This window comes from Arcicella sp. GW821-FHT09D11, assembly GCF_059416265.1.
The window spans coordinates 309,646-328,474 of the sequence record NZ_JBWKOV010000005.1; the positions used below are offsets into that span (position 1 = coordinate 309,646).

The window sequence follows — 18,829 nt, forward strand, 5'->3', positions numbered from 1 at the left end:
TTTAAAGTAGATTTAAAACTCATAAACCCTAAACTTTAAACTCATAAACATTAAACTATCCCTAAAGCCCATCTTCCTTATCTCTCAGTTTGCTGACAACTTCCGTTATTTCTCTGGTATAAACATCTAATTTTTCGGCAGCATGTTTAATGGCATTGATAAAAGAGCCTATATCTTCCTGTGACAGCATCGCTTCATCAAACATATTACAGATACCCAACATCAACGTAACAGGATGACGTACCTCGTGCGAAATCTTAAAAAGCACCTCTTCTAAATCTTTAATACGTTGCTCCTTTTCCTCCTCTGCTTTTTTGCGTTCATCGATAGGAATCCTAATGGAAAAGTATTGAATAATGGCATGATTTTCATCAAATACGGGAAGGATAATGCTATCTTGCCAAAAATAAGAGCCATCTTTAGCCCTACTTTTTACTTCGCTACGCCACATTTCACCACTCGAAATCGTTTCCCACATCTTTCTAAAAAAAACAGAAGAATGATAATCAGCCTTTAAAAGGCGGTGATTTTGTCCTATTAATTCTTCTTCTAAGTATTTACTTGCCTCGCAAAACTTATTATTAACATAAATAATTATTCCGTTTATATCAGTTACGGAGCAAATAACACTTTCATTTATCGCCATCTGATAAGCCTCCAGAAACCTTAATAATTCAAGCTTCGACTTATCTTTAAAAGTATAATTTTGTGCCATTCTATTTTACAACAAATCGTATATTCTTAATGCTTGATTGTTTTATGGCATAAACTTAGTAAAAAAAATACCTAACATAAGACTTTTTCAAGAAAAAATGGCAAGATGTCGCAAATACAATCGCCCGCATCCATGCGAGTGATGACTATTAAAAGACTTCCAGTCGAAATAACTATAAAATAAATCATAAGCCCAACGAATATTCTCGTGTCAAGTAAGTTAAAACGGTAACCGCAAGGGTTACAGCTACTCAAACCGAAATATTGACTTTTCACAAATCATTTAACTTTGATTAATCTCTCAATTTTATTTCTTTTGTGCCGTTAAAAGCTCAGTTGCTAATCTTTCAAAATACTAAACCATCTTATGAAAAAGTATCTACTCTCCTTTTTTACATGTATTGCTTTCACAAGTGCTTTTGCACAGAAAACAGAACTACATTTTGCATTAAATTCTGGTCTTTTTTCTTTCTCTGGCAAAGCTGCCAATGCTGTTTCATATATAAGTTACAATGATGACAATCAAAGTGGGCATACCAACAATCCATTTGGTGCTAAGTCAGCTATTTCTTATGGTTTTTCAGGGAATTTAAAGAGAATCACTAAAAGGAATTTTATTCTTGGGCTCGACCTTGGCTATGAAAGCCTAAGAAGTAAAGTGATCATCAATACCGTCAATGGTTATACAGGAAATTCAACTTATCAACTAGAAGCTACGGGTAAAACGATTTTAAGTTCAGACTTTATCAATATCTTTCCCTCTCTCGGACATCGCTTTAATACCAATAAAGTAGCTATTGATTTAACGGGTGGTTTTGATATTGGAGCAAATTTAAAGATGCAAGAAAGCGGAAAAGCAACAGCCGTTGACGGAACAGTATTTACAACAGATGTTGATAGAAAAACCATTAGTACAGATGTTAGACCAAGAATTCAAGTTTCAGCCAATTATAATAAAATGGGTATTTATGCAGGTTATTCTTATGGTTTTTTAAGTTATAAGGCTGGTTACGTTGGTGGCTCTACCGAATGTGTTGCAAGGTTTGTACGTTTTGGGCTAACCTATCAGTTATTTTAGGACTAATGTATTGTTACACAAAAAAAGCGTCTTGAAATTAAGTTTCAAGACGCTTTTTTTATTGATTTTTCTCTAAAATTATTTGCTTTTAGCATCCCAAATGGCTGCTTTGGCTAAAGCTGTTTTGTCAGCACTTCTGGCTTTAATCCAGTCGCTTAAGAATTTATATGATTTTTTATCTGTCTTTGCATCTACCAAGCTATCTAATACGGCAAGGGCTTTAGGCACTTGTCCTTCTCGGAAGTAGGCCGTTGATTCTTCTCTCCAAACTCTTCCATTAATTGATTTTTTATCCACGCCTAATTTAGCAAGGTTGGCTCTTACCTGATTGATTTTGGCAACAGAATAACGCATTCCGCGACTACTGTATAAGGAATACATAATGATGTTTTCAGCAGTTTGTTTTACTAGGGTTTTATCATATTTGGCATTGAATTCGCCTAAATGGTTAATCATGTATTCAAAAATATCATTGTCGTCATCCATGATTACTTTTTGCAACAATAAAAAGCTGGTATTATTGCTGTATTGCGACGCTGGGATGATTTTCGCATAATTATTCATCGCATTGATGTTATCCACCGTATCCCGCATAATTCTGGTCATAAATCCATATTCAATCAAGAAATTGGCATCACGATTGCCTGAACGGTAACTTGTTTTATAATTACTAGTACGTTGCTTAGGGTCAATTGCCTTCGTAGCAGCTTCAATCAATGCTTGAGGAGTATTATAATTCTCGCCTAATACTGTAATGTGCTGTAGCTTTACGTCTTTATCAAAAAACAAAAGTGTGGGCGTAGAGGGAATCCAAATGCCTTGTTTATTCAAAAATGCCGCTCCTTCTGGCGAAGTAATATCCAACTTATAATTTACAAAGTTTTGGTTGAAGATATTCCCTACTTGTGCATTTTCAAAAGTAGGTTTGAAAGCGTTACAAACATGACAGGTAGGTGCATATACTTCTAAGTGTACAGGTTTGTTTTGGGCTTTGGCTAAATCAAAAACTGTTTTAAGATTACCTCCCTGTAAAAAAGCTGTTCCTTTCTGAGCGAAAGATAAATTGCTTAGCAGTATGGAAACAGCGAGCATTAATATTTTTTTCATGGTTAAAATTGGATGATTGCTAAATCTTTGACCCGATTATACGTCTCACTCTCTTCAGAGAATAAGATTGTTCAGTTCTTATGTTATTGGATTTTTAATAAAACAAGATGTAAAAACGAAATAATATCTTTTTAAAAAGATTCTTTTGATAAGATAATTCTCAAAATCCTTTCTATTAGCAGGTGACTTAAGTCACCTGCTAATAGAAAGGATTAGAACTTAATACTCATTAACAATCAATTATTGTCCTTTTTCAGCAGCCTTGATTTCTTCTTGCAGATTTTTAGTAAGTGTTCTACAAAGGTTATCAATTAAACTAGCCATTTTTTCATCACCTGTAGCATCTACTAAAGTATTTCCTACACTTCCGATGATTTCAATATAAAAACGTTTCATTTCTAAAACGTCCATGTCTTTTGTCCAAAGTGGTAACGCTAAAGTTCCTTTATGGTAGTGGTCCCAAACACCTACAAAAATAGATTTTGTTTCTTCAATACCTTCATTAGGGTTGTCTGTGGCCGACCATTGTATTTGTTCAGGAATACTCTGGTCGTCTAATTGTACTTTAAAATTAATTTCAGAATGTTTCATTATAAATAATTAGTACTTTTTTATATTATGGTTTTTTGAAATAAGTAGCCCAAAAAACTAATAGCTCATAACTCAGCGCTGATAGCTAATACTACTGATTTGCAAAGACTTTTTTCAATAAATCCGTTACACGAGCAGCAGGATTTTCTCTGATTTTGAGTTCTTCTTGAGCAACTAAAAGGAATAACCCATCAATTGCTTTTTGAGTTGCATATTGTTTCAAATCTGGGTTAACTTTTTTCGCAAATGGAATTTTATTGTACGTTGTAGCAATTTCTCCGTATAATTTTGTCGCACCCGTCGAGTTAATAGATTCTTCCATCACAGGAGCAAACGCATTGGTTAATGCTACCGAAGAAGTTCTTTTTAAATAATTGGTAGCCGCATCTTTGTCTCCTTTTAGAATACTCACAGCATCTTGTATCGTCATTTGTGTGATGGCATCAACGAAGATAGGCACTGCTTTTTCTGCTGCTTTTTCTGCTCCTCTGTTCAATGCAGTAATAAACTTATCACATTGAGCACCCAAGCCAATCTGACGAAGTTTTTGTTCTACATTTTGTGCTTCAGGTGGGAACAAAAGTTTAATAGCTTGGTTTCCAAGAAAACCATCTGTAGCCGAAGCCTGAGCTGAACTATTTTTGATACCTACGGTTAAGGCTTCTTTTAAACCTTTACCAATTTCAGCCGTGGTTAAAGGGCCAGAAGTACTGCTCAAAACATCATTCGCTTGCTTGAGGATATTTCCAAGATTCTGTGAATTACAGCTACTCACTGAAAACATTAAGGATAGGCCTAAGAATATTCTTTTCATTTTTTTTAATTTCAAGATTTAACAATATTAAAAACTGACAAATTTTTATGTAAAGTCATCGTCATTTAAACGCCAAAACACTTGAATTTGTGTAATTTTGAACAAAAATAATCAATTAGGACTAAGCCTTTAGCTAAAAGGTAAAAATAAAAATGATTCGAGCAGAGATAATTACTATTGGTGACGAGATATTGTATGGGCAAATTACTGATACTAATACACAATGGATTAGTGCTGAACTTGATAAAATAGGCATTCGTACCGTTAGGAAATCTTCGATAGGTGACACAGAGGAGGCTATTTTACAAATCTTTAATGAAGCCACCCAACGAGCAGATTTAGTAATTGTAACAGGAGGCTTAGGACCTACCAAAGATGATATTACCAAAAAGACATTTTGTAAATATTTTAACACAACCCTTGAAGTACATCCAGAAGCATTAATTGATTTACAAGAGTTTTTCAGAAAAAGAGGACGAGAAGTAACAGGCTTAAACCTTGGTCAAGCAGAATTACCTGCCAATGCTAACTATATCAAAAATACCATGGGAACAGCACCTGGTATGTGGTTTGAACAAAACGGTGTAGTATATATCTCTATGCCAGGGGTGCCTTATGAAATGAAAGGGTTAATGACATTGTCGTTGTTACCAAAAATACAAGCGTACTTTAAAACGCCTGTTATTTTCCATAAAGTAATTCGGACAGTAGGTATTGGAGAATCTTTGTTAGCCGAAATGATTGACGCTTGGGAAGATGCCTTGCCTCCGCACATCAGACTGGCCTATTTGCCTTCAATGGGCAGTGTAAAGCTCCGTCTGACGGGCTTTGGAGAAGACATTGCTTTGCTAGAAAAACAAGTAGAAGAGGAATTTGAGAAAGTACTACCTACTATTCAAAGTTATGTATATGGCTATGGCAACGAAGAACTAGAAGAGGCAATTGGGCGTTTATTGAAAGAAAAAGGTTTGACCGTGTCAGTAGCAGAAAGTTGTACGGGTGGATATTTGGGGCATCAATTCACTAAAGTGGCTGGCTCTTCAGCCTATTTTATGGGAGGAATACTCTCTTATGACAATAGTGTTAAAATTAATCAGTTGGGCGTAAAACCTGAGACTTTAGCACAATTCGGGGCAGTTTCAGAGGAAACAGTTATCGAAATGTCAGAAAATATTCGCAAATTATGCCATACAACTTTTGGATTAGCAACGAGCGGAATTGCTGGACCAGACGGCGGAACACCCGACAAACCCGTAGGTACTATCTGGATTGCCATCGCTACTGAAAGTAAAACAATCACAAAAAAATTGCAATTGGGTGGGTTTCGCGAACAAAACATTCATCTTACAGCAATCAACATTCTGAATTTATTAAGAACAACATGGCTTTAATCGAAGTAATTATGCCCAAAATGGGCGAAAGTATCATGGAGGCTACTATTTTGAAGTGGCTTAAAAGTGTAGGCGAAAAAATTGATGCTGATGAGTATTTGTTGGAAGTAGCTACTGATAAAATTGATACTGAAGTACCTTGCTCTCAATCAGGCGTTTTAATGGAGATTTTGGTTCAAGAGGGTGAAATCGCTGAAATTGGCAAGCCAATTTGTATTATCAACACCGAAGAGGAAGAGGTTAAAGACAATGCAAAAGCAGAAGTAATTTCGGAGCAACTGGCACAAGAAATTGAAGAAATAAAAATATTGACAGGCATTAATCTTGACCCAATTACACAAGAGGCTGTCGTTTCATCCAATAATGGCTCAAGGTTCTATTCTCCATTGGTATTGAGTATTTCTAAAGAGGAAAACATTTCTAAGACTGAGCTTGATGCTATTGTGGGGACGGGTGCAGACCAAAGAGTTACAAAACACGATATTCTTAGTTATTTAGAACAACGTAAAACATCTAAGGCAACACCACAAGCCAAAGCTCCTGAAAAAGTGGTTTCAAATGCTTCTCCTGTTTTCATATCTGGCACTGATGAGATTATTCAGATGGACAGGATGCGTAAAATGATTGCTGAAAGAATGGTGGATTCTAAAAGGGTTGCTCCTCACGTTACATCTTTTGTAGAAACAGATATGACGAATGTAGCCATCTGGAGAAATAATATCAAAGATTCTTTCAAAAAGCAATATGGCGAAAACATTACTTATACGCCTATTTTGTTAGAAGCTATCGTTAAGGCCATCAAAGATTTTCCTCAAATTAATGCGTCGGTAGATGGTGACAGAATTATCTATAAAAAGAATATCAATGTAGGAATGGCAGTTGCGTTGCCTAATGGTAATTTAATTGTGCCTGTTATCCATAATGCCGATTCTTATAATCTAATTGGCCTGACCAAGAAAATTAATGATTTAACAAAAAGAGCTAGAGAAAATAAGCTTAAACCTGAAGATTTAGAGGGTGGCACTTATACTTTCTCAAACATTGGTACTTTCGGAAACATCATGGGTACGCCTATTATTGTTCAGCCACAAGTAGCCATTATGGCATTTGGAGCTATCCAGAAAAAGCCTGCTGTGATTGAAACGCCACAAGGTGATTTGTTAGGTATTCGTCAAAAGATGTTTATTTCTCATTCTTATGACCATAGAATTGTGGATGGTTCATTAGGTGGACAATTTGTAAAAAGAGTATCTGATTACTTAGAAGCCTTTGAAATTGATAGAAAATTGTAGGTAGATTGCTGTGTATTTATCACTAGGGAGGGACTTAAGTCCCTCCCTAGTGATAAATATTTTCATAACGTTCCTTTCTTATTTAAACTCCTTACTAGTTGGTAGTTCAACGCTCTTTATCGCACCAATAGGAGCTATTTTTATATTTTTATTACCTTTTTTCATATAAAAGTAATACAAGCTGTTTGAGTTTATGAGGTAAACCTGTTCTGCTTCACCACTGCTAAAATTAAGCGTAGTTTTATATTCAAGAGTGTCTTCCTTTATTCTTTTTGATAAGCCCAATCCTTTTCCCCAACCTATCCCAACGAAGAATGAAAATAGCGTTAAGGCCATAAATTTTACAAAAAGGTTGGTAAAATGGTTCTCAAGTCTTTCATTTTCTAATTCGCCCTTACCTTTTAATCCCGATAATCTTTTCACCCACTCTTTATCCCTTTTTTTTGATAGGTAAGCTGGGAAATAATATGAAAAGGCTATAAGCATTAATAATAAAATTAATATAATTGGAAAGGAAGCTAAATCGACTATCGGACTTATTAGTATGTCGGTAATGGTTGAATATTTTAAAATATTTATCCCAACTTGATAAAACATTACCCCTTCTTTAAATATGCCCAACACTATCAGGAACAGATAGCCAAATGGAATTGCTTTTTGTACGCCCTCAGAAAATTTCATTTTTGTAAGTTTAGTTATTTAATTGTTTGTTGTATGGTGGTTTTAGTCCTGTTTCTAAAACTATGCATATATTTCTAAATATCCAATTTATCTAATACCATGTGAGTTAAACATACCCTTAAATAATAGCATAATTAAGTCGAGATATTTTTCCTCGATGGCGCTGACAGGATTTAACAGGATACTTCTACTAATATTACGTTTCTAGCCGAACTATAATTACTAATCCAAATCATTCAAACATGAGTTATTCCAAATTTTAGAATCAAAAAAAGCGGTCAAAAACTAATTTTGACCGCTTTTTTTGATTAATGACCCTTGAATTCCTACTGTTTGAGCGAAGCGAGTTTAGGAATTCTTGATTTTCTTTTGTTACTTTTCTTGTATCAAGACAAGAAAAGTAAGGACAGGATAATAACAAATACGAATCACCTAAAACTCAGCATTAGCTGGTTTGCTCAAGTTTGGTTTGATAATTCTTAGCCAGATTAATAGTTTAATCATTGGGTAAGTAGGGTCAAATTCATACCATTTTGAAGCAAAATTCATACTATTTGGCAATTTATGGTGATTATTCTGGAATAACTCGCCCATCATTAGGAAATCAAATACTAATGAATTTCTTGATTTGTCCTTATTATCATGGTTTTGATAGCCATATTTATGACCAGACCAGTTTACGATAGCACCATGGACAGGTCCCATTAAAAAGTGGATTGGTAACAAAAAGAAAAATGCCCAGTGCATATCAAAATAAACAAAGGCTACTACGTACATCAATACGTAAGCAACGCCCCAGCCTATCCTTGACATCCAGTGATCTCCCACTTTTTCAATCGTTTTTGAAAATGGATAGTTGTGGTCAAAACGCTCCTCAATTTTAGATTGATTATTCAACAAAGCGTTGTAAATATCTTTTGTCTTCCACATCATAGCAAATACATTATCTGAAAAATGCGGTGAATGTGGGTCTTTTTCGGTATCGCTAAAAGCATGGTGCATACGGTGTAAAATTGCGTAAGCACGTGGACTTAAATAAGATGAACCCTGAGAAACGTAAGTAAGGAAATAGAAAAACTTTTCCCAAAATTTATTCATCGTAAACATCTTATGTGCTGAATAACGATGTAAGAAAAACGTTTGACTAAATAAAGATAAATACCAATGAAAGATGAAAGCGGGCAATACCAATTGCATGATTATATTTTGTTATTTTAATTTGTTCTGTGATTGAGCATTAAAAAGAAAGTCCTTAGTTATTTCTCATTAAAAGAATAACACTAAACCTTCAACAAAGTTACCGAATGTTTGGTGAAAAGGTTTAAATATTTTCATATTCTGACATTTGCAAGGTTTAAAACGATGTTAGCGAGTATGAAAGGAGATTTGCCCCCATTTGCAAGGCTTTCATCCTGATACCTTCGGGGTCGTTATACACACTTTGGTCTTCCCAGCCATTGCCCAAATCGCACTCGTACGTATAATAACAGACCAATCTTCCCTCATAAATCAAGCCGAATCCTTGTGGAGGTTTATTATCATGTTCGTGTATTTTGGGTAAACCATTCGGGAATTTGAATTTCTGGCTATAAATAGGATGGTTAAATGGCAATTCAACAAAACTTAGTTCTGGAAAAACCTTTTTCATTTCTCTTCTAATGAATTTATCCAAACCATAGTTGTCATCAATGTGTAAAAAACCTCCGCCTACTAAATACTTCCTAAGGTTTATTACATCAGCTTCGCTAAAAACCACATTACCATGTCCTGTTAAATGCACAAATGGATAAGTAAACAATTCAGGGCTTGATGGCTCTACGATATCCTCTTCTGGAGCAATGTTGGTTCTAAGATTACTATTGCAAAATTTAATAAGGTTTGACAAAGACGTTTTGTTACAATACCAGTCGCCCCCGCCCCCATATTTCATTTTAGCAATTTTGAACGAATACTGAGCAAAGCTTTGATGATTAACAACCAACAAAAAAGTCAACAGCAAAATATAGGCAATGCTTTTAGCGGTATTCTTCATTTTTGTTTGCTTGGTTTACTATTGATTAATTAAATTTAAAGCAAAACAGGCTGCCAATCCAGCCGTTTCGGTTCTTAACCTGCTCTTACCTAGCGTAACGGGCTTAAATCCTTTACCTAAGGCTTGTTGTATTTCTTCGGGAGTAAAGTCGCCTTCTGGCCCTATCATTACGGCATAATTCCCTTTTTTAGTTGCTAACTCCTGAATTAATTTTCTATCCCCTTCTTCTAAGTGAGCAATCATTTTTTGGTCTTCAGCAATCTCTTTTTGTAAAAACGCTTTCCAGCTAATCATCTCATTAATCTTAGGTAGAAATGCTTTGAGCGATTGTTTCATTGCTCCAATAGCTATTTTTTCAACCCTTGCTATCTTAATTTCCTTCCGTTCAGAATAACGACTTTGAATGAAAGAAATTTCATGAATCCCCATTTCTACACATTTTTCTACCATCCACTCTATCCTATCCATATTTTTGGTAGGGGCAATTATCAAATGAATGTAAAAATCCTGACGCTCGTAATTTTGTTGCTCTTCCAAAATCCGTACTTCACATTTTTTTTCATGTGCCACTTTTATATCACAACTATAGAATCCTCCGTTGCCATCCACTACATAGATTTTACTTCCCACCGTAAGGCGTAAAACTCTGATAGCATGACGAGACTCCTCTTCGTTCAATAAATGGGTTTGCTTGATATTGGGTTCGTAAAATATATTCATGTAATTAGTCTTCCTGAAGCTTAGAAAGTGATTCTTTTTCCAAAGAAGATTTTTTGCTATAACAAAAGTAAATAAATAAGATACCAGCCATTACTACTGGAACAGCGATTATTGAGCCTTCAAAGCCAAATTCTCCACCAGTCCATAGGATATTACCCATTACATTTTGGGTGATAACGCCTTGTATATTATGTCCTGACACTTCAAAGCCAAAAACGGCTCCTTGAAAGAAATTCCAAGTAAAATGTAGCCCGATAGGAAACATCAAGTTTTTGTGAAAGATGAAATATATACCGAGTAAATAACCCGCCAAAACCAGATTGAATAGCGGAACGAGGGCAATATGATTGTTCATCAGATGTAACCCTGAAAAGATTAATGCAGACGTGCTGAGGGCCACATATTTATTCATGCCTTTCATTAAGGTACTTAGTACATACCCACGAGCCATGAGTTCCTCTGAAATGGCAACACATACAAAAAAGATGATGTATGACATGAAGATTATGGGATGAAACTCAAGCTTAACTACTTGAACAAATCCCATAATTTTCATGATTATAAATCCCGCAGTAATTAAAATAATGCCTAACAAACATCCACTGGCAAAATCTTTTGTTTTTCCTCTCCAGTCGAGACCGAACTGCTTAAAGGTAAGTTTATTTCCTAAGAGTACTGGAAAAAGCCAGACTGCTAATATTTCAACGACTACTCCGCCTAATTCCTGCAACAATAGTTTATCATGATGCTTAGGCTGACTACTCAATTCATACAGTTGATTTAAACTAATCCCATAAATATTTGCTAATAAGTAGGCAAATAAAATTCTACCAAGTCCAGCAAAGAAAATAAAAAACAAAAGAAACCCAGCAACATTAATCAGTGCCTTCAACCAAATGGGTACAGCGTTAAACATGTATATTTGTTAAGTAATTGAGCGATTTAATGAATGAGTGATTAATACTTTAAAATTCAACAAATTACCCATCACTGCGGCGTCGGACCGCTCACAACACTTACTTAGTCTTCTGCTTCTGTTTTAAAAGAATATAAAGTTGGGTCTAATTTGAAGTTGCCTGATAAATAATCATCAACAAATTTAGTTACCACTCTATCATTTACTTCTTCTACATTCAAACATACTTCAAGACCGATTCCGAATTCAAAATCTTCATCAATCTCTAAGTGTTCAGAAAGCTTTATTTCTTCATTTTCTTCTATTTCTTCAATCAATTCGGTGATGAACAACTCTACTTCCTCATCCATTGCTTCATTGGCAGTATACGTCTCATCACGATTTTCAACAGGCACATACAAAGGAAATGATTTCATTGCTTGGCGTTCGGCTGTTTCGTAAACGATACTATTATAGTGCAAACGCAAAGAATAAATAACGGCATCAAAAATTGCTTCTTGTCCATTGTATTCACCAACAAACTGAACGTGAACAAATTCTTCAACGTTATCAGGTTCGTCATTCAGTTCGTCTTCAAAGTAAACAAACTTTTTTCCTGCTTCCTTGCATTCCTTTTTTAACTGTTCAATTTCTTTTGGGTCAAGTCCCGGATTTGATTTTAATGACATATTACAATAGATTAATTTATGTGTCAAAGATAGCAAAAATGCCCACTAACACAAAAGTGTTGTGGGCATTTTCAGGCTTTATATTCACTTATCTGATAAGTAACAATTCTCTGTATTTTGGTAAAGGCCATTCGTCGTCGTCAACGATAAGCTCTAATTTATCTACGCAGTAACGAATTTCTTCAAAATAATTCTTCACTTTAGTACTATAAAGTCTAGCTCTTTCAGCGGTATCTTCTACATTATTGGCTTCTTTTCTAGCCTCAGTCATCTCATCAACCAAGTTGTTGATTTTAGAAGTATAGATAGATATTTTCTTGATGATTTCAATCGTCGGAGCATAATATTGTGGGTCGATACCGATTTCTTTTTGTCCACGAACATTATCAACCAATTGCGTTTGGTATTTCAAAGAAGTTGAAACGATGTGGTTAATGGCTAAATCGCCTACTACTCTCGATTCAATCTGGATTTTCTTGATATAATTTTCAACTTCTATTTCGTAGCGAGCATGCATTTCAATTTCATTGAAGATACCATGCTTAGAAAACAAGTCTGCTGCAGACTTATCTAAGTATTTCAATAATGCTTCGGGCGTTGTCTTTAGATTAGACAATCCTCTTTTTTCAGCCTCTTGAGTCCACTCTTCTGAATATCCGTTTCCTTCAAAAAGAATCTTTCTTGATTGTTTTACATATTTTTTCAATACTTCAACAATCGCTAATTCTTTCTTGATACCTTTTTCGAGGTATACGTCTACTTCTTCTCTGAATTGGAATAATTGGTTGGCAACAATCGTGTTTAGAATCGTCATTGGGGCAGCCGAATTGGCAGATGAACCAACGGCTCTGAATTCAAATTTATTACCTGTAAAAGCAAAAGGAGAAGTTCTGTTTCTATCAGTATTATCTAATAGAAGCGCAGGGATTTTATTAATGCCTAGTCTTAGATAAACGTTATCGCCTTTTTCTAATTTAATATCGTGCATTTCTGAAAGATTCTCTAAATCATTCAATACACGGGTCATTTCTGTACCGATAAAAATAGAAACAATAGCCGGAGGTGCTTCGTTTGCTCCTAAACGATGTTCGTTACCCGCTGTTGCGATAGAGGCACGCAACAAATCTGCATAGTCGTGAACAGCCTTAATCGTATTTACAAAGAAAGTAAGGAAACGAAGATTTTCTTTTGGTTTCGTAGATGGGCCTAAAAGGTTTACGCCCGTATCAGTTGCCAACGACCAGTTATTGTGTTTACCAGAACCGTTGATGCCTGCAAATGGTTTTTCATGGAAAAGTACACGCATTTTATGTTTTGCGGCTACTTTATTCATTAAGTCCATCAAAAGGGCGTTGTGGTCGCAGGCTAAGTTTGCTTCTTCAAAAGTCGGAGCAACTTCAAACTGTGCAGGTGCTACTTCGTTGTGACGTGTACGCACTGGCATACCTAGTTTCAAAGCTTCAAGTTCAAAATCTACCATGAAGGCATTTACTCTTGAAGGAATAGAGCCAAAGTAATGGTCTTCCAACTGTTGCCCTTTCGCTGGCGAGTGTCCGAAAACAGTTCTACCAGACATCATTAAATCTGGACGAGCATTATACAATGCTTCATCCACCAAGAAGTATTCTTGTTCAACACCTACCGAAGCTGTTACTTTTGAAACCTCACGATTGAAGTATTCATTCATTACTTTAGTAGCTGCCTTATCAATCAATTCACCTGATTTCAACAAAGGTGTTTTATAGTCTAGTGCTTCGCCCGTATAAGAAACAAATACAGATGGAATACATAAAGTAGCAGTACCTGCTACGTTTTCCATGATGAACGCAGGAGAAGAAGGATCCCAAGCGGTATAACCACGGGCCTCAAAAGTAGAGCGAATTCCACCATTAGGGAAAGAAGATGCATCAGGCTCTTGTTGAACCAATGCCGACCCCTTGAATTTTTCAACTGCTTTACCCTTGCCTGTAATATCAAAAAAAGCATCGTGCTTTTCAGCAGTAGTACCTGTCAGCGGTTGAAACCAGTGAGTATAATGTGTTACGCCTTTCGATAAAGCCCAAGATTTCATTGCAGCGGCTACCTCGTCGGCAGCTTCTCTATCAATTTTCTTACCATCTTCAATCGCGTTTGTAATTTTCAGATAAGCTTCCGGACTCAACAAAGAACGCATCACTTCATCATTAAAAGTATTGCTTCCATAATAGTCTGTTACTTTCTCTGTCGGTATTTTCACTGCTACCGTCGGGCGAGATTGAGCTAACTCAAGTGCTTTAAATCTTGCAATTGCCATATAAATTAATTCAGATTATTTTTTGAATGTTATTGGATAATCTATTTGGATATTAATTAAAAATCAGAAAAACTCTCTTTTACTTCAATCATATCCTCATTAATACCACCAAATTTTAAACTCACTTATAAATGTAATTGAAATTTATTTTTTATTAATTATTCGGAGATAAAATTTAAAAAAATAGCCAAAATTGGGCTTTTAATACAAAAATTAAAAACCTTCAAATATCACAATTTTATCAATATTAAAATAACCAAAGAAAAAATTTGACTATTTTAAGAACTTTACATTTAATTCTGTGAAAATTTTGATTTACGAAATAAAGTATTGTAAATTTGATAATAACAAAATATAATTTCTTTAAACAAAAGTTTACTATTGTTTAAGACATTAGAATAGTTCAAATCAAGCAAAAAAACAGGTGCAGGTTTAAAAATTTCATAAAAATCATTTTTTTCTTGTGAAATTCAATTTTAGAAGTATAAATTTGTACCAAGAAATAAGGAAATTAACCAAATATTAAAAAATCCAATAACAAAATCATGGCAAAAGCTAAACTTGAGTACATTTGGTTGGACGGTTACAAACCAACTCAGAGCCTTCGTAGTAAAACTAAAATTGAAAGTGATTTTAGTGGTAAATTAGAGGATTGTGGCATGTGGTCATTTGATGGTTCATCTACAGAACAAGCACCTGGTGGTTCTTCTGACTGTCAATTAAAGCCTGTTTTTATCTGTGCTGACCCTGAACGTTCTCTATTAGGTACTCCTTCGTATTTAGTTATGTGCGAAGTTTTAGATTCAGAAGGTAATCCACATGAGTCTAACGGTCGTGCTACAATTGAAGATGATGACAATGATTTCTGGTTTGGTTTTGAACAAGAGTATTTCTTGTATGACTTAGCTACAAACCTTCCTTTAGGTTTCCCTGCAAACGGTTATCCTCGTCCACAAGGACCTTATTATTGTTCAGTAGGTGCTAAAAATGCTTACGGACGTAACATCGTTGAAGAACACTTAGAATATTGTCTTCAAGCTGGTTTGAACGTTGAAGGTATCAATGCTGAAGTTGCTGCTGGTCAATGGGAATTCCAATGTTTCTCTAAAGGTGCAAAACAAGCTGGTGATGAAATCTGGGTTGCTCGTTATTTGTTAGAAAGAACTTGTGAGAAATACGGTGTTTGGGTTAACTACCACTGTAAGCCACTTGGTGATACTGACTGGAATGGTTCAGGTATGCACGCTAATTTCTCTAACACTGCTCTTAGAACAGCTGGTAAGAAAGAAACTTATGATGTTATCTGTCAAGCATTTGCTCCTTACGTGAAAGAACACATTGAAGTATATGGTGCTGATAACCACTTACGCTTAACTGGTAAACACGAAACTCAATCTATCGATCAGTTCTCTTATGGAGTTTCTGACCGTGGCGCATCAATCCGTATTCCAATCGCTGCAGTTCAAAAAGGATGGAAAGGATGGTTAGAAGACCGTCGTCCAAACTCTGCTGCTGATCCATACAAAGTAGCTGCTCGTATCATTAAAACTGTAAAAACTGCTGTTCTATAGTTTTGATACAACATATATAAACAAAAAAGCTCGGCTAATAGTCGAGCTTTTTTGTTTATATCCCAGATAATCAACTAATAATGAATACAATGTAAAGCTAGTTTTGATTTTTTAGTTATAAATTTCAATCTTGATAACTATCTTTGCAGTATGAAAAAAGTAGCATTTTATACATTAGGCTGTAAACTCAACTATTCCGAGACTTCAACCATCTCAAGAATGTTTGAGCAAAAGGGCTATCAAAAGGTAGAATTTAATCAAAAGCCAGACATATTTATCATCAATACTTGTTCAGTTACTGAAAATGCGGACAAGAAGTGTAAGAAAATTGTAAAAGAAGCAAATAAGATTAATCCTGATGGTTATGTGACCATCATTGGATGTTACGCCCAATTAAAGCCAAAAGAAATTGCTGACATCGACGGAGTAGATGCGGTATTAGGAGCAGCCGAAAAATTTCAATTGATTGATTTATTAGATGGTTTTGTAAAAGAACCGAGTGGTAATAAAGCCAAAATCTATAATCAAAATATTGAAGAGGCCGTAGAATATCATACTTCTTATTCATTAAACGACAGAACACGTACTTTCTTGAAGGTACAAGATGGTTGTGATTATCCATGTGCTTACTGTACTATTCCCCTTGCCCGAGGAGCTAGCCGTTCTGATACCATTCAAAATGTAGTAAAGGCAGCTCGTGAAATTGCTGAAAGTGGTGTAAAAGAAATTGTATTGACAGGCGTAAATATCGGTGACTTCGGTTTACAAAATGGCAAAAGAGTAAATACTTTTCTGGATTTAGTCAAAGCATTAGACGAAGTAGAAGGCATTGACCGTTTTAGAATTTCGTCGATAGAACCAAATTTGCTTACAGATGAAATTATTACATTTGTAGCAAACTCAAAACGCTTTGTTCCACATTTCCATATTCCTTTACAATCAGGCTCAAATAAAGTATTAGCCTTGATGAAAAGACGCTATAAAAGAGAGCTTTATGTAGATAGAGTGAACAAGATAAAGGAGTTGATGCCTCATTGCTGTATTGGTGTTGATGTGATTGTAGGATATCCAGGTGAAACTGATGAGGCGTTTTTAGAAACTTATAATTTCTTGAATGGGTTACCTATCAGCTATTTGCACGTTTTTACCTATTCTGAACGTGAAAATACGACTGCTTTGGCCATCAAGCCAGTAGTACCTATGAGCAAAAGGTCTGAAAGGTCAAAAATGCTTCATATTCTATCTGATAAAAAAAGAAGGTATTTTTATGAGCAACATTTGCAAAATGACTTCACGGTGCTTTTTGAAGAAGATGTTGAAAATGGGCAAATGCAGGGTTTCACTGAAAACTACATCAGAGTAACGGCTAAATATGACCCGCTGTTGATTAATGAAACAAAAAAGATAAAGCTCACTACTATCAATGATAACATGGTGGTGGAAGTAGAAGAAGCAGAGGTCTATGAAATGCATTAGAAAGAAAGAAATTAAAAAAGCAGTCGAAATTAGTTTTTCGACCGCTTTTTTAATTTCTTATAAAGTAGCAGTAACCTTTGCGGTTACCGTTTATGGGCTCGGGGAATACAGAACGGCAACCGCAAGGGATTGTCGCTACGGATATAGTTTATAAACTACAGTTTGGTTGGAAGCATTATAATTTTCATCACTCGCATGATGCGAGCGATTGCATTTGTTTTCTCACTCATGGCATGACTTCCAATCAATTGGCAATTGTCATAAAACTAACAAAGTCATGCCATGAGTAATTTTATAAAATATGACAAAAAGCATTTTTGTAAATGACAAATTTATACGGCTAAACTCCCCTTTTTCGTATCTTTGCAGTGCTTATTCGTTTTAGTATCTCTTATCAAATATTTTATGGGTTACGAATAAGCTCTTTTTGATAAGAAATACATTCACCCTGTAATCTCATGTTGAAGATGAAGCCATACAGAGTAATTCTTTATTATAATTACACGCCTATCCCCGATGTGGATACTTACCGAGAAAAACATCACTTATTTTGCCTTGAAAATCGTTTGTTAGGACGCATCATTGTAGCCCCAGAGGGCTTAAATGGAACCGTTTCAGGCCTAGCCGAAGACTGTGAACGATACATGAATTGGTTAGAAAACGACCCAATTTTTGCATGCTCTGATTTCGACTTTAAAGTTGAAGAACACGAGGTACACGCTTTTGCAAAACTTCATGTACGTGTCAAAGAAGAAATCGTTAACTCTGACTTACCAGTTAACCCACGAGTAAGAACAGGAAAGCATTTAGAACCAGCCGATTTTAAAGCAATGTTGAAGAATGACCCTGACGTTGTGTTGGTAGATATGCGTTCTAATTACGAACACAGTATTGGTAAATTCAAAGGAGCAGTTACTTTCGACATGGAGACGCTTAGAGAACTCCCTGAGCACGTTCAAGAAATAGAACATCTTAAAGATAAAAAAATCATTACCTATTGTACTGGTGGTATCAAATGTGAAAAGGCTTCTGCTTATTTGCTTGATCAAGGGTTTGAAAATGTATATCAGCTACATGGCGGTATCATCAAATATGGTTTAGAAGAAGGAGGTGAAGATTTTGAAGGGAAATGTTATGTGTTTGATAACAGAGTAAAAACTGAAGTAAATACAATAAACCCTGTTATTATCTCAAAATGCCATATCTGTAAAACTGATACAGAAGATATGGTGAACTGTGCCAATCCAGAATGTAATGAGCATTTGCCAATTTGTGCTACCTGCTTATTAGAAATGGATGGAGCTTGTTCTGATGAATGTAAAAATCATCCACGCAAACGTCCTTATAATGTTAAAGGATATTATTCGAAGCAATCGGATAACTATACTCCAGAGTTTGGCTTCAAAAGTAGAAAATTAACCAAAAGTCCTTTGGAACAAAACGCGTAATTAATATATTTGACGACTATATTCAACTAGAGGTATT

The 18,829-nt window shown here is 35.3% G+C and carries 17 protein-coding genes; 6 read left to right on the forward strand and 11 right to left on the reverse strand.

Features of this window, described 5'->3' with window-relative positions; all coding sequences use genetic code 11:
- Positions 1-61 precede the first annotated feature (61 nt).
- Complete coding sequence (locus AC07N0_RS16590; protein ID WP_494590059.1) at positions 62-715, reverse strand: PAS domain-containing protein; 654 nt, start codon at positions 713-715, stop codon at positions 62-64.
- A gap of 366 nt (positions 716-1,081) precedes the next feature.
- Here AC07N0_RS16590 and AC07N0_RS16595 point away from each other — a divergent pair, with 366 nt between their 5' ends.
- Positions 1,082-1,792 (forward strand): hypothetical protein, encoded by a 711-nt coding sequence (locus AC07N0_RS16595; protein ID WP_492799304.1) that lies wholly within the window; start codon positions 1,082-1,084, stop codon positions 1,790-1,792.
- Between the two features lie 78 nt (positions 1,793-1,870).
- On the opposite strand, the gene AC07N0_RS16600 is transcribed toward AC07N0_RS16595, so the two are convergent.
- The 3 genes from AC07N0_RS16600 to AC07N0_RS16610 form a co-directional block, all read right to left on the reverse strand.
- Positions 1,871-2,899 (reverse strand): DUF255 domain-containing protein, encoded by a 1,029-nt coding sequence (locus AC07N0_RS16600; RefSeq protein ID WP_492799303.1) that lies wholly within the window; start codon positions 2,897-2,899, stop codon positions 1,871-1,873.
- 240 nt (positions 2,900-3,139) lie between these two features.
- Positions 3,140-3,490, reverse strand: a complete 351-nt coding sequence (gldC, locus tag AC07N0_RS16605; RefSeq protein ID WP_309916701.1) for a gliding motility protein GldC — start codon at positions 3,488-3,490, stop codon at positions 3,140-3,142.
- A gap of 91 nt (positions 3,491-3,581) precedes the next feature.
- The gene (locus AC07N0_RS16610) at positions 3,582-4,304 is read right to left on the reverse strand and encodes a DUF4197 domain-containing protein (RefSeq protein ID WP_492799302.1); all 723 of its coding nucleotides are present in this window, start codon (positions 4,302-4,304) and stop codon (positions 3,582-3,584) included.
- A 152-nt stretch (positions 4,305-4,456) separates the two neighbouring features.
- Here AC07N0_RS16610 and AC07N0_RS16615 point away from each other — a divergent pair, with 152 nt between their 5' ends.
- Both AC07N0_RS16615 and AC07N0_RS16620 read left to right on the forward strand, forming a co-directional pair.
- Entirely contained in the window at positions 4,457-5,695 is a 1,239-nt protein-coding gene (locus AC07N0_RS16615; RefSeq protein ID WP_494590060.1) for a competence/damage-inducible protein A, read from the forward strand.
- Positions 5,686-6,987: a dihydrolipoamide acetyltransferase family protein gene (locus AC07N0_RS16620; protein ID WP_494590061.1), complete on the forward strand. Its 1,302-nt coding sequence runs from the start codon at positions 5,686-5,688 to the stop codon at positions 6,985-6,987. Before AC07N0_RS16615 ends, AC07N0_RS16620 begins: the two co-directional genes overlap by 10 nt.
- Positions 6,988-7,065: 78 nt before the next feature.
- Here the strand turns inward: AC07N0_RS16620 and AC07N0_RS16625 are convergent, their stop codons facing one another.
- The 7 genes from AC07N0_RS16625 to AC07N0_RS16655 all read right to left on the reverse strand — a co-directional run bounded on the left by AC07N0_RS16625 (position 7,066) and on the right by AC07N0_RS16655 (position 14,297).
- A complete protein-coding gene (locus AC07N0_RS16625; RefSeq protein ID WP_494590062.1) occupies positions 7,066-7,668 on the reverse strand; it encodes a hypothetical protein in 603 nt (200 codons plus the stop codon).
- Between the two features lie 432 nt (positions 7,669-8,100).
- Positions 8,101-8,865 carry an acyl-CoA desaturase gene (locus AC07N0_RS16630; protein WP_323247482.1) on the reverse strand — a complete coding sequence of 255 codons (765 nt, stop codon included), beginning with the start codon at positions 8,863-8,865 and terminating at the stop codon, positions 8,101-8,103.
- A gap of 157 nt (positions 8,866-9,022) precedes the next feature.
- A complete protein-coding gene (locus AC07N0_RS16635) occupies positions 9,023-9,700 on the reverse strand; it encodes a DUF4159 domain-containing protein (RefSeq protein ID WP_309916720.1) in 678 nt (225 codons plus the stop codon).
- Positions 9,701-9,718: 18 nt separating this feature from the next.
- A complete protein-coding gene (locus tag AC07N0_RS16640) occupies positions 9,719-10,420 on the reverse strand; it encodes a 16S rRNA (uracil(1498)-N(3))-methyltransferase (protein ID WP_494590063.1) in 702 nt (233 codons plus the stop codon).
- 4 nt (positions 10,421-10,424) lie between these two features.
- Positions 10,425-11,336 (reverse strand): CPBP family intramembrane glutamic endopeptidase, encoded by a 912-nt coding sequence (locus tag AC07N0_RS16645; RefSeq protein WP_494590064.1) that lies wholly within the window; start codon positions 11,334-11,336, stop codon positions 10,425-10,427.
- A gap of 104 nt (positions 11,337-11,440) precedes the next feature.
- A complete protein-coding gene (locus AC07N0_RS16650; RefSeq protein ID WP_309916729.1) occupies positions 11,441-12,004 on the reverse strand; it encodes a hypothetical protein in 564 nt (187 codons plus the stop codon).
- An 88-nt stretch (positions 12,005-12,092) separates the two neighbouring features.
- Complete coding sequence (locus tag AC07N0_RS16655; protein WP_323247474.1) at positions 12,093-14,297, reverse strand: glutamine synthetase III family protein; 2,205 nt, start codon at positions 14,295-14,297, stop codon at positions 12,093-12,095.
- A 545-nt stretch (positions 14,298-14,842) separates the two neighbouring features.
- On the opposite strand from AC07N0_RS16655, the gene AC07N0_RS16660 reads away from it, so the two are divergent.
- The 3 genes from AC07N0_RS16660 (at position 14,843) to trhO (ending at position 18,792) form a co-directional block, all read left to right on the forward strand.
- Positions 14,843-15,868 carry a glutamine synthetase beta-grasp domain-containing protein gene (locus AC07N0_RS16660; protein ID WP_492799294.1) on the forward strand — a complete coding sequence of 342 codons (1,026 nt, stop codon included), beginning with the start codon at positions 14,843-14,845 and terminating at the stop codon, positions 15,866-15,868.
- Between the two features lie 150 nt (positions 15,869-16,018).
- Positions 16,019-17,344: a tRNA (N(6)-L-threonylcarbamoyladenosine(37)-C(2))-methylthiotransferase MtaB gene (gene mtaB / locus AC07N0_RS16665; RefSeq protein WP_494590065.1), complete on the forward strand. Its 1,326-nt coding sequence runs from the start codon at positions 16,019-16,021 to the stop codon at positions 17,342-17,344.
- A 467-nt stretch (positions 17,345-17,811) separates the two neighbouring features.
- On the forward strand, positions 17,812-18,792 hold the full coding sequence (gene trhO, locus AC07N0_RS16670) for an oxygen-dependent tRNA uridine(34) hydroxylase TrhO (protein WP_494590169.1): 981 nt from the start codon (positions 17,812-17,814) through the stop codon (positions 18,790-18,792).
- Positions 18,793-18,829 lie beyond the last annotated feature (37 nt).

Excerpts from the sequence above, each read along its gene's own strand:
- AC07N0_RS16590 (WP_494590059.1), bottom strand. The coding sequence starts at position 715 with ATGGCACAAAATTATACTTTTAAAGATAAGTCGAAGCTTGAATTATTA.
- AC07N0_RS16595 (WP_492799304.1), top strand. The coding sequence starts at position 1,082 with ATGAAAAAGTATCTACTCTCCTTTTTTACATGTATTGCTTTCACAAGT.
- AC07N0_RS16600 (WP_492799303.1), bottom strand. The coding sequence starts at position 2,899 with ATGAAAAAAATATTAATGCTCGCTGTTTCCATACTGCTAAGCAATTTA.
- gldC (WP_309916701.1), bottom strand. The coding sequence starts at position 3,490 with ATGAAACATTCTGAAATTAATTTTAAAGTACAATTAGACGACCAGAGT.
- AC07N0_RS16610 (WP_492799302.1), bottom strand. The coding sequence starts at position 4,304 with ATGAAAAGAATATTCTTAGGCCTATCCTTAATGTTTTCAGTGAGTAGC.
- AC07N0_RS16615 (WP_494590060.1), top strand. The coding sequence starts at position 4,457 with ATGATTCGAGCAGAGATAATTACTATTGGTGACGAGATATTGTATGGG.
- AC07N0_RS16620 (WP_494590061.1), top strand. The coding sequence starts at position 5,686 with ATGGCTTTAATCGAAGTAATTATGCCCAAAATGGGCGAAAGTATCATG.
- AC07N0_RS16625 (WP_494590062.1), bottom strand. The coding sequence starts at position 7,668 with ATGAAATTTTCTGAGGGCGTACAAAAAGCAATTCCATTTGGCTATCTG.
- AC07N0_RS16630 (WP_323247482.1), bottom strand. The coding sequence starts at position 8,865 with ATGCAATTGGTATTGCCCGCTTTCATCTTTCATTGGTATTTATCTTTA.
- AC07N0_RS16635 (WP_309916720.1), bottom strand. The coding sequence starts at position 9,700 with ATGAAGAATACCGCTAAAAGCATTGCCTATATTTTGCTGTTGACTTTT.
- AC07N0_RS16640 (WP_494590063.1), bottom strand. The coding sequence starts at position 10,420 with ATGAATATATTTTACGAACCCAATATCAAGCAAACCCATTTATTGAAC.
- AC07N0_RS16645 (WP_494590064.1), bottom strand. The coding sequence starts at position 11,336 with ATGTTTAACGCTGTACCCATTTGGTTGAAGGCACTGATTAATGTTGCT.
- AC07N0_RS16650 (WP_309916729.1), bottom strand. The coding sequence starts at position 12,004 with ATGTCATTAAAATCAAATCCGGGACTTGACCCAAAAGAAATTGAACAG.
- AC07N0_RS16655 (WP_323247474.1), bottom strand. The coding sequence starts at position 14,297 with ATGGCAATTGCAAGATTTAAAGCACTTGAGTTAGCTCAATCTCGCCCG.
- AC07N0_RS16660 (WP_492799294.1), top strand. The coding sequence starts at position 14,843 with ATGGCAAAAGCTAAACTTGAGTACATTTGGTTGGACGGTTACAAACCA.
- mtaB (WP_494590065.1), top strand. The coding sequence starts at position 16,019 with ATGAAAAAAGTAGCATTTTATACATTAGGCTGTAAACTCAACTATTCC.
- trhO (WP_494590169.1), top strand. The coding sequence starts at position 17,812 with ATGAAGCCATACAGAGTAATTCTTTATTATAATTACACGCCTATCCCC.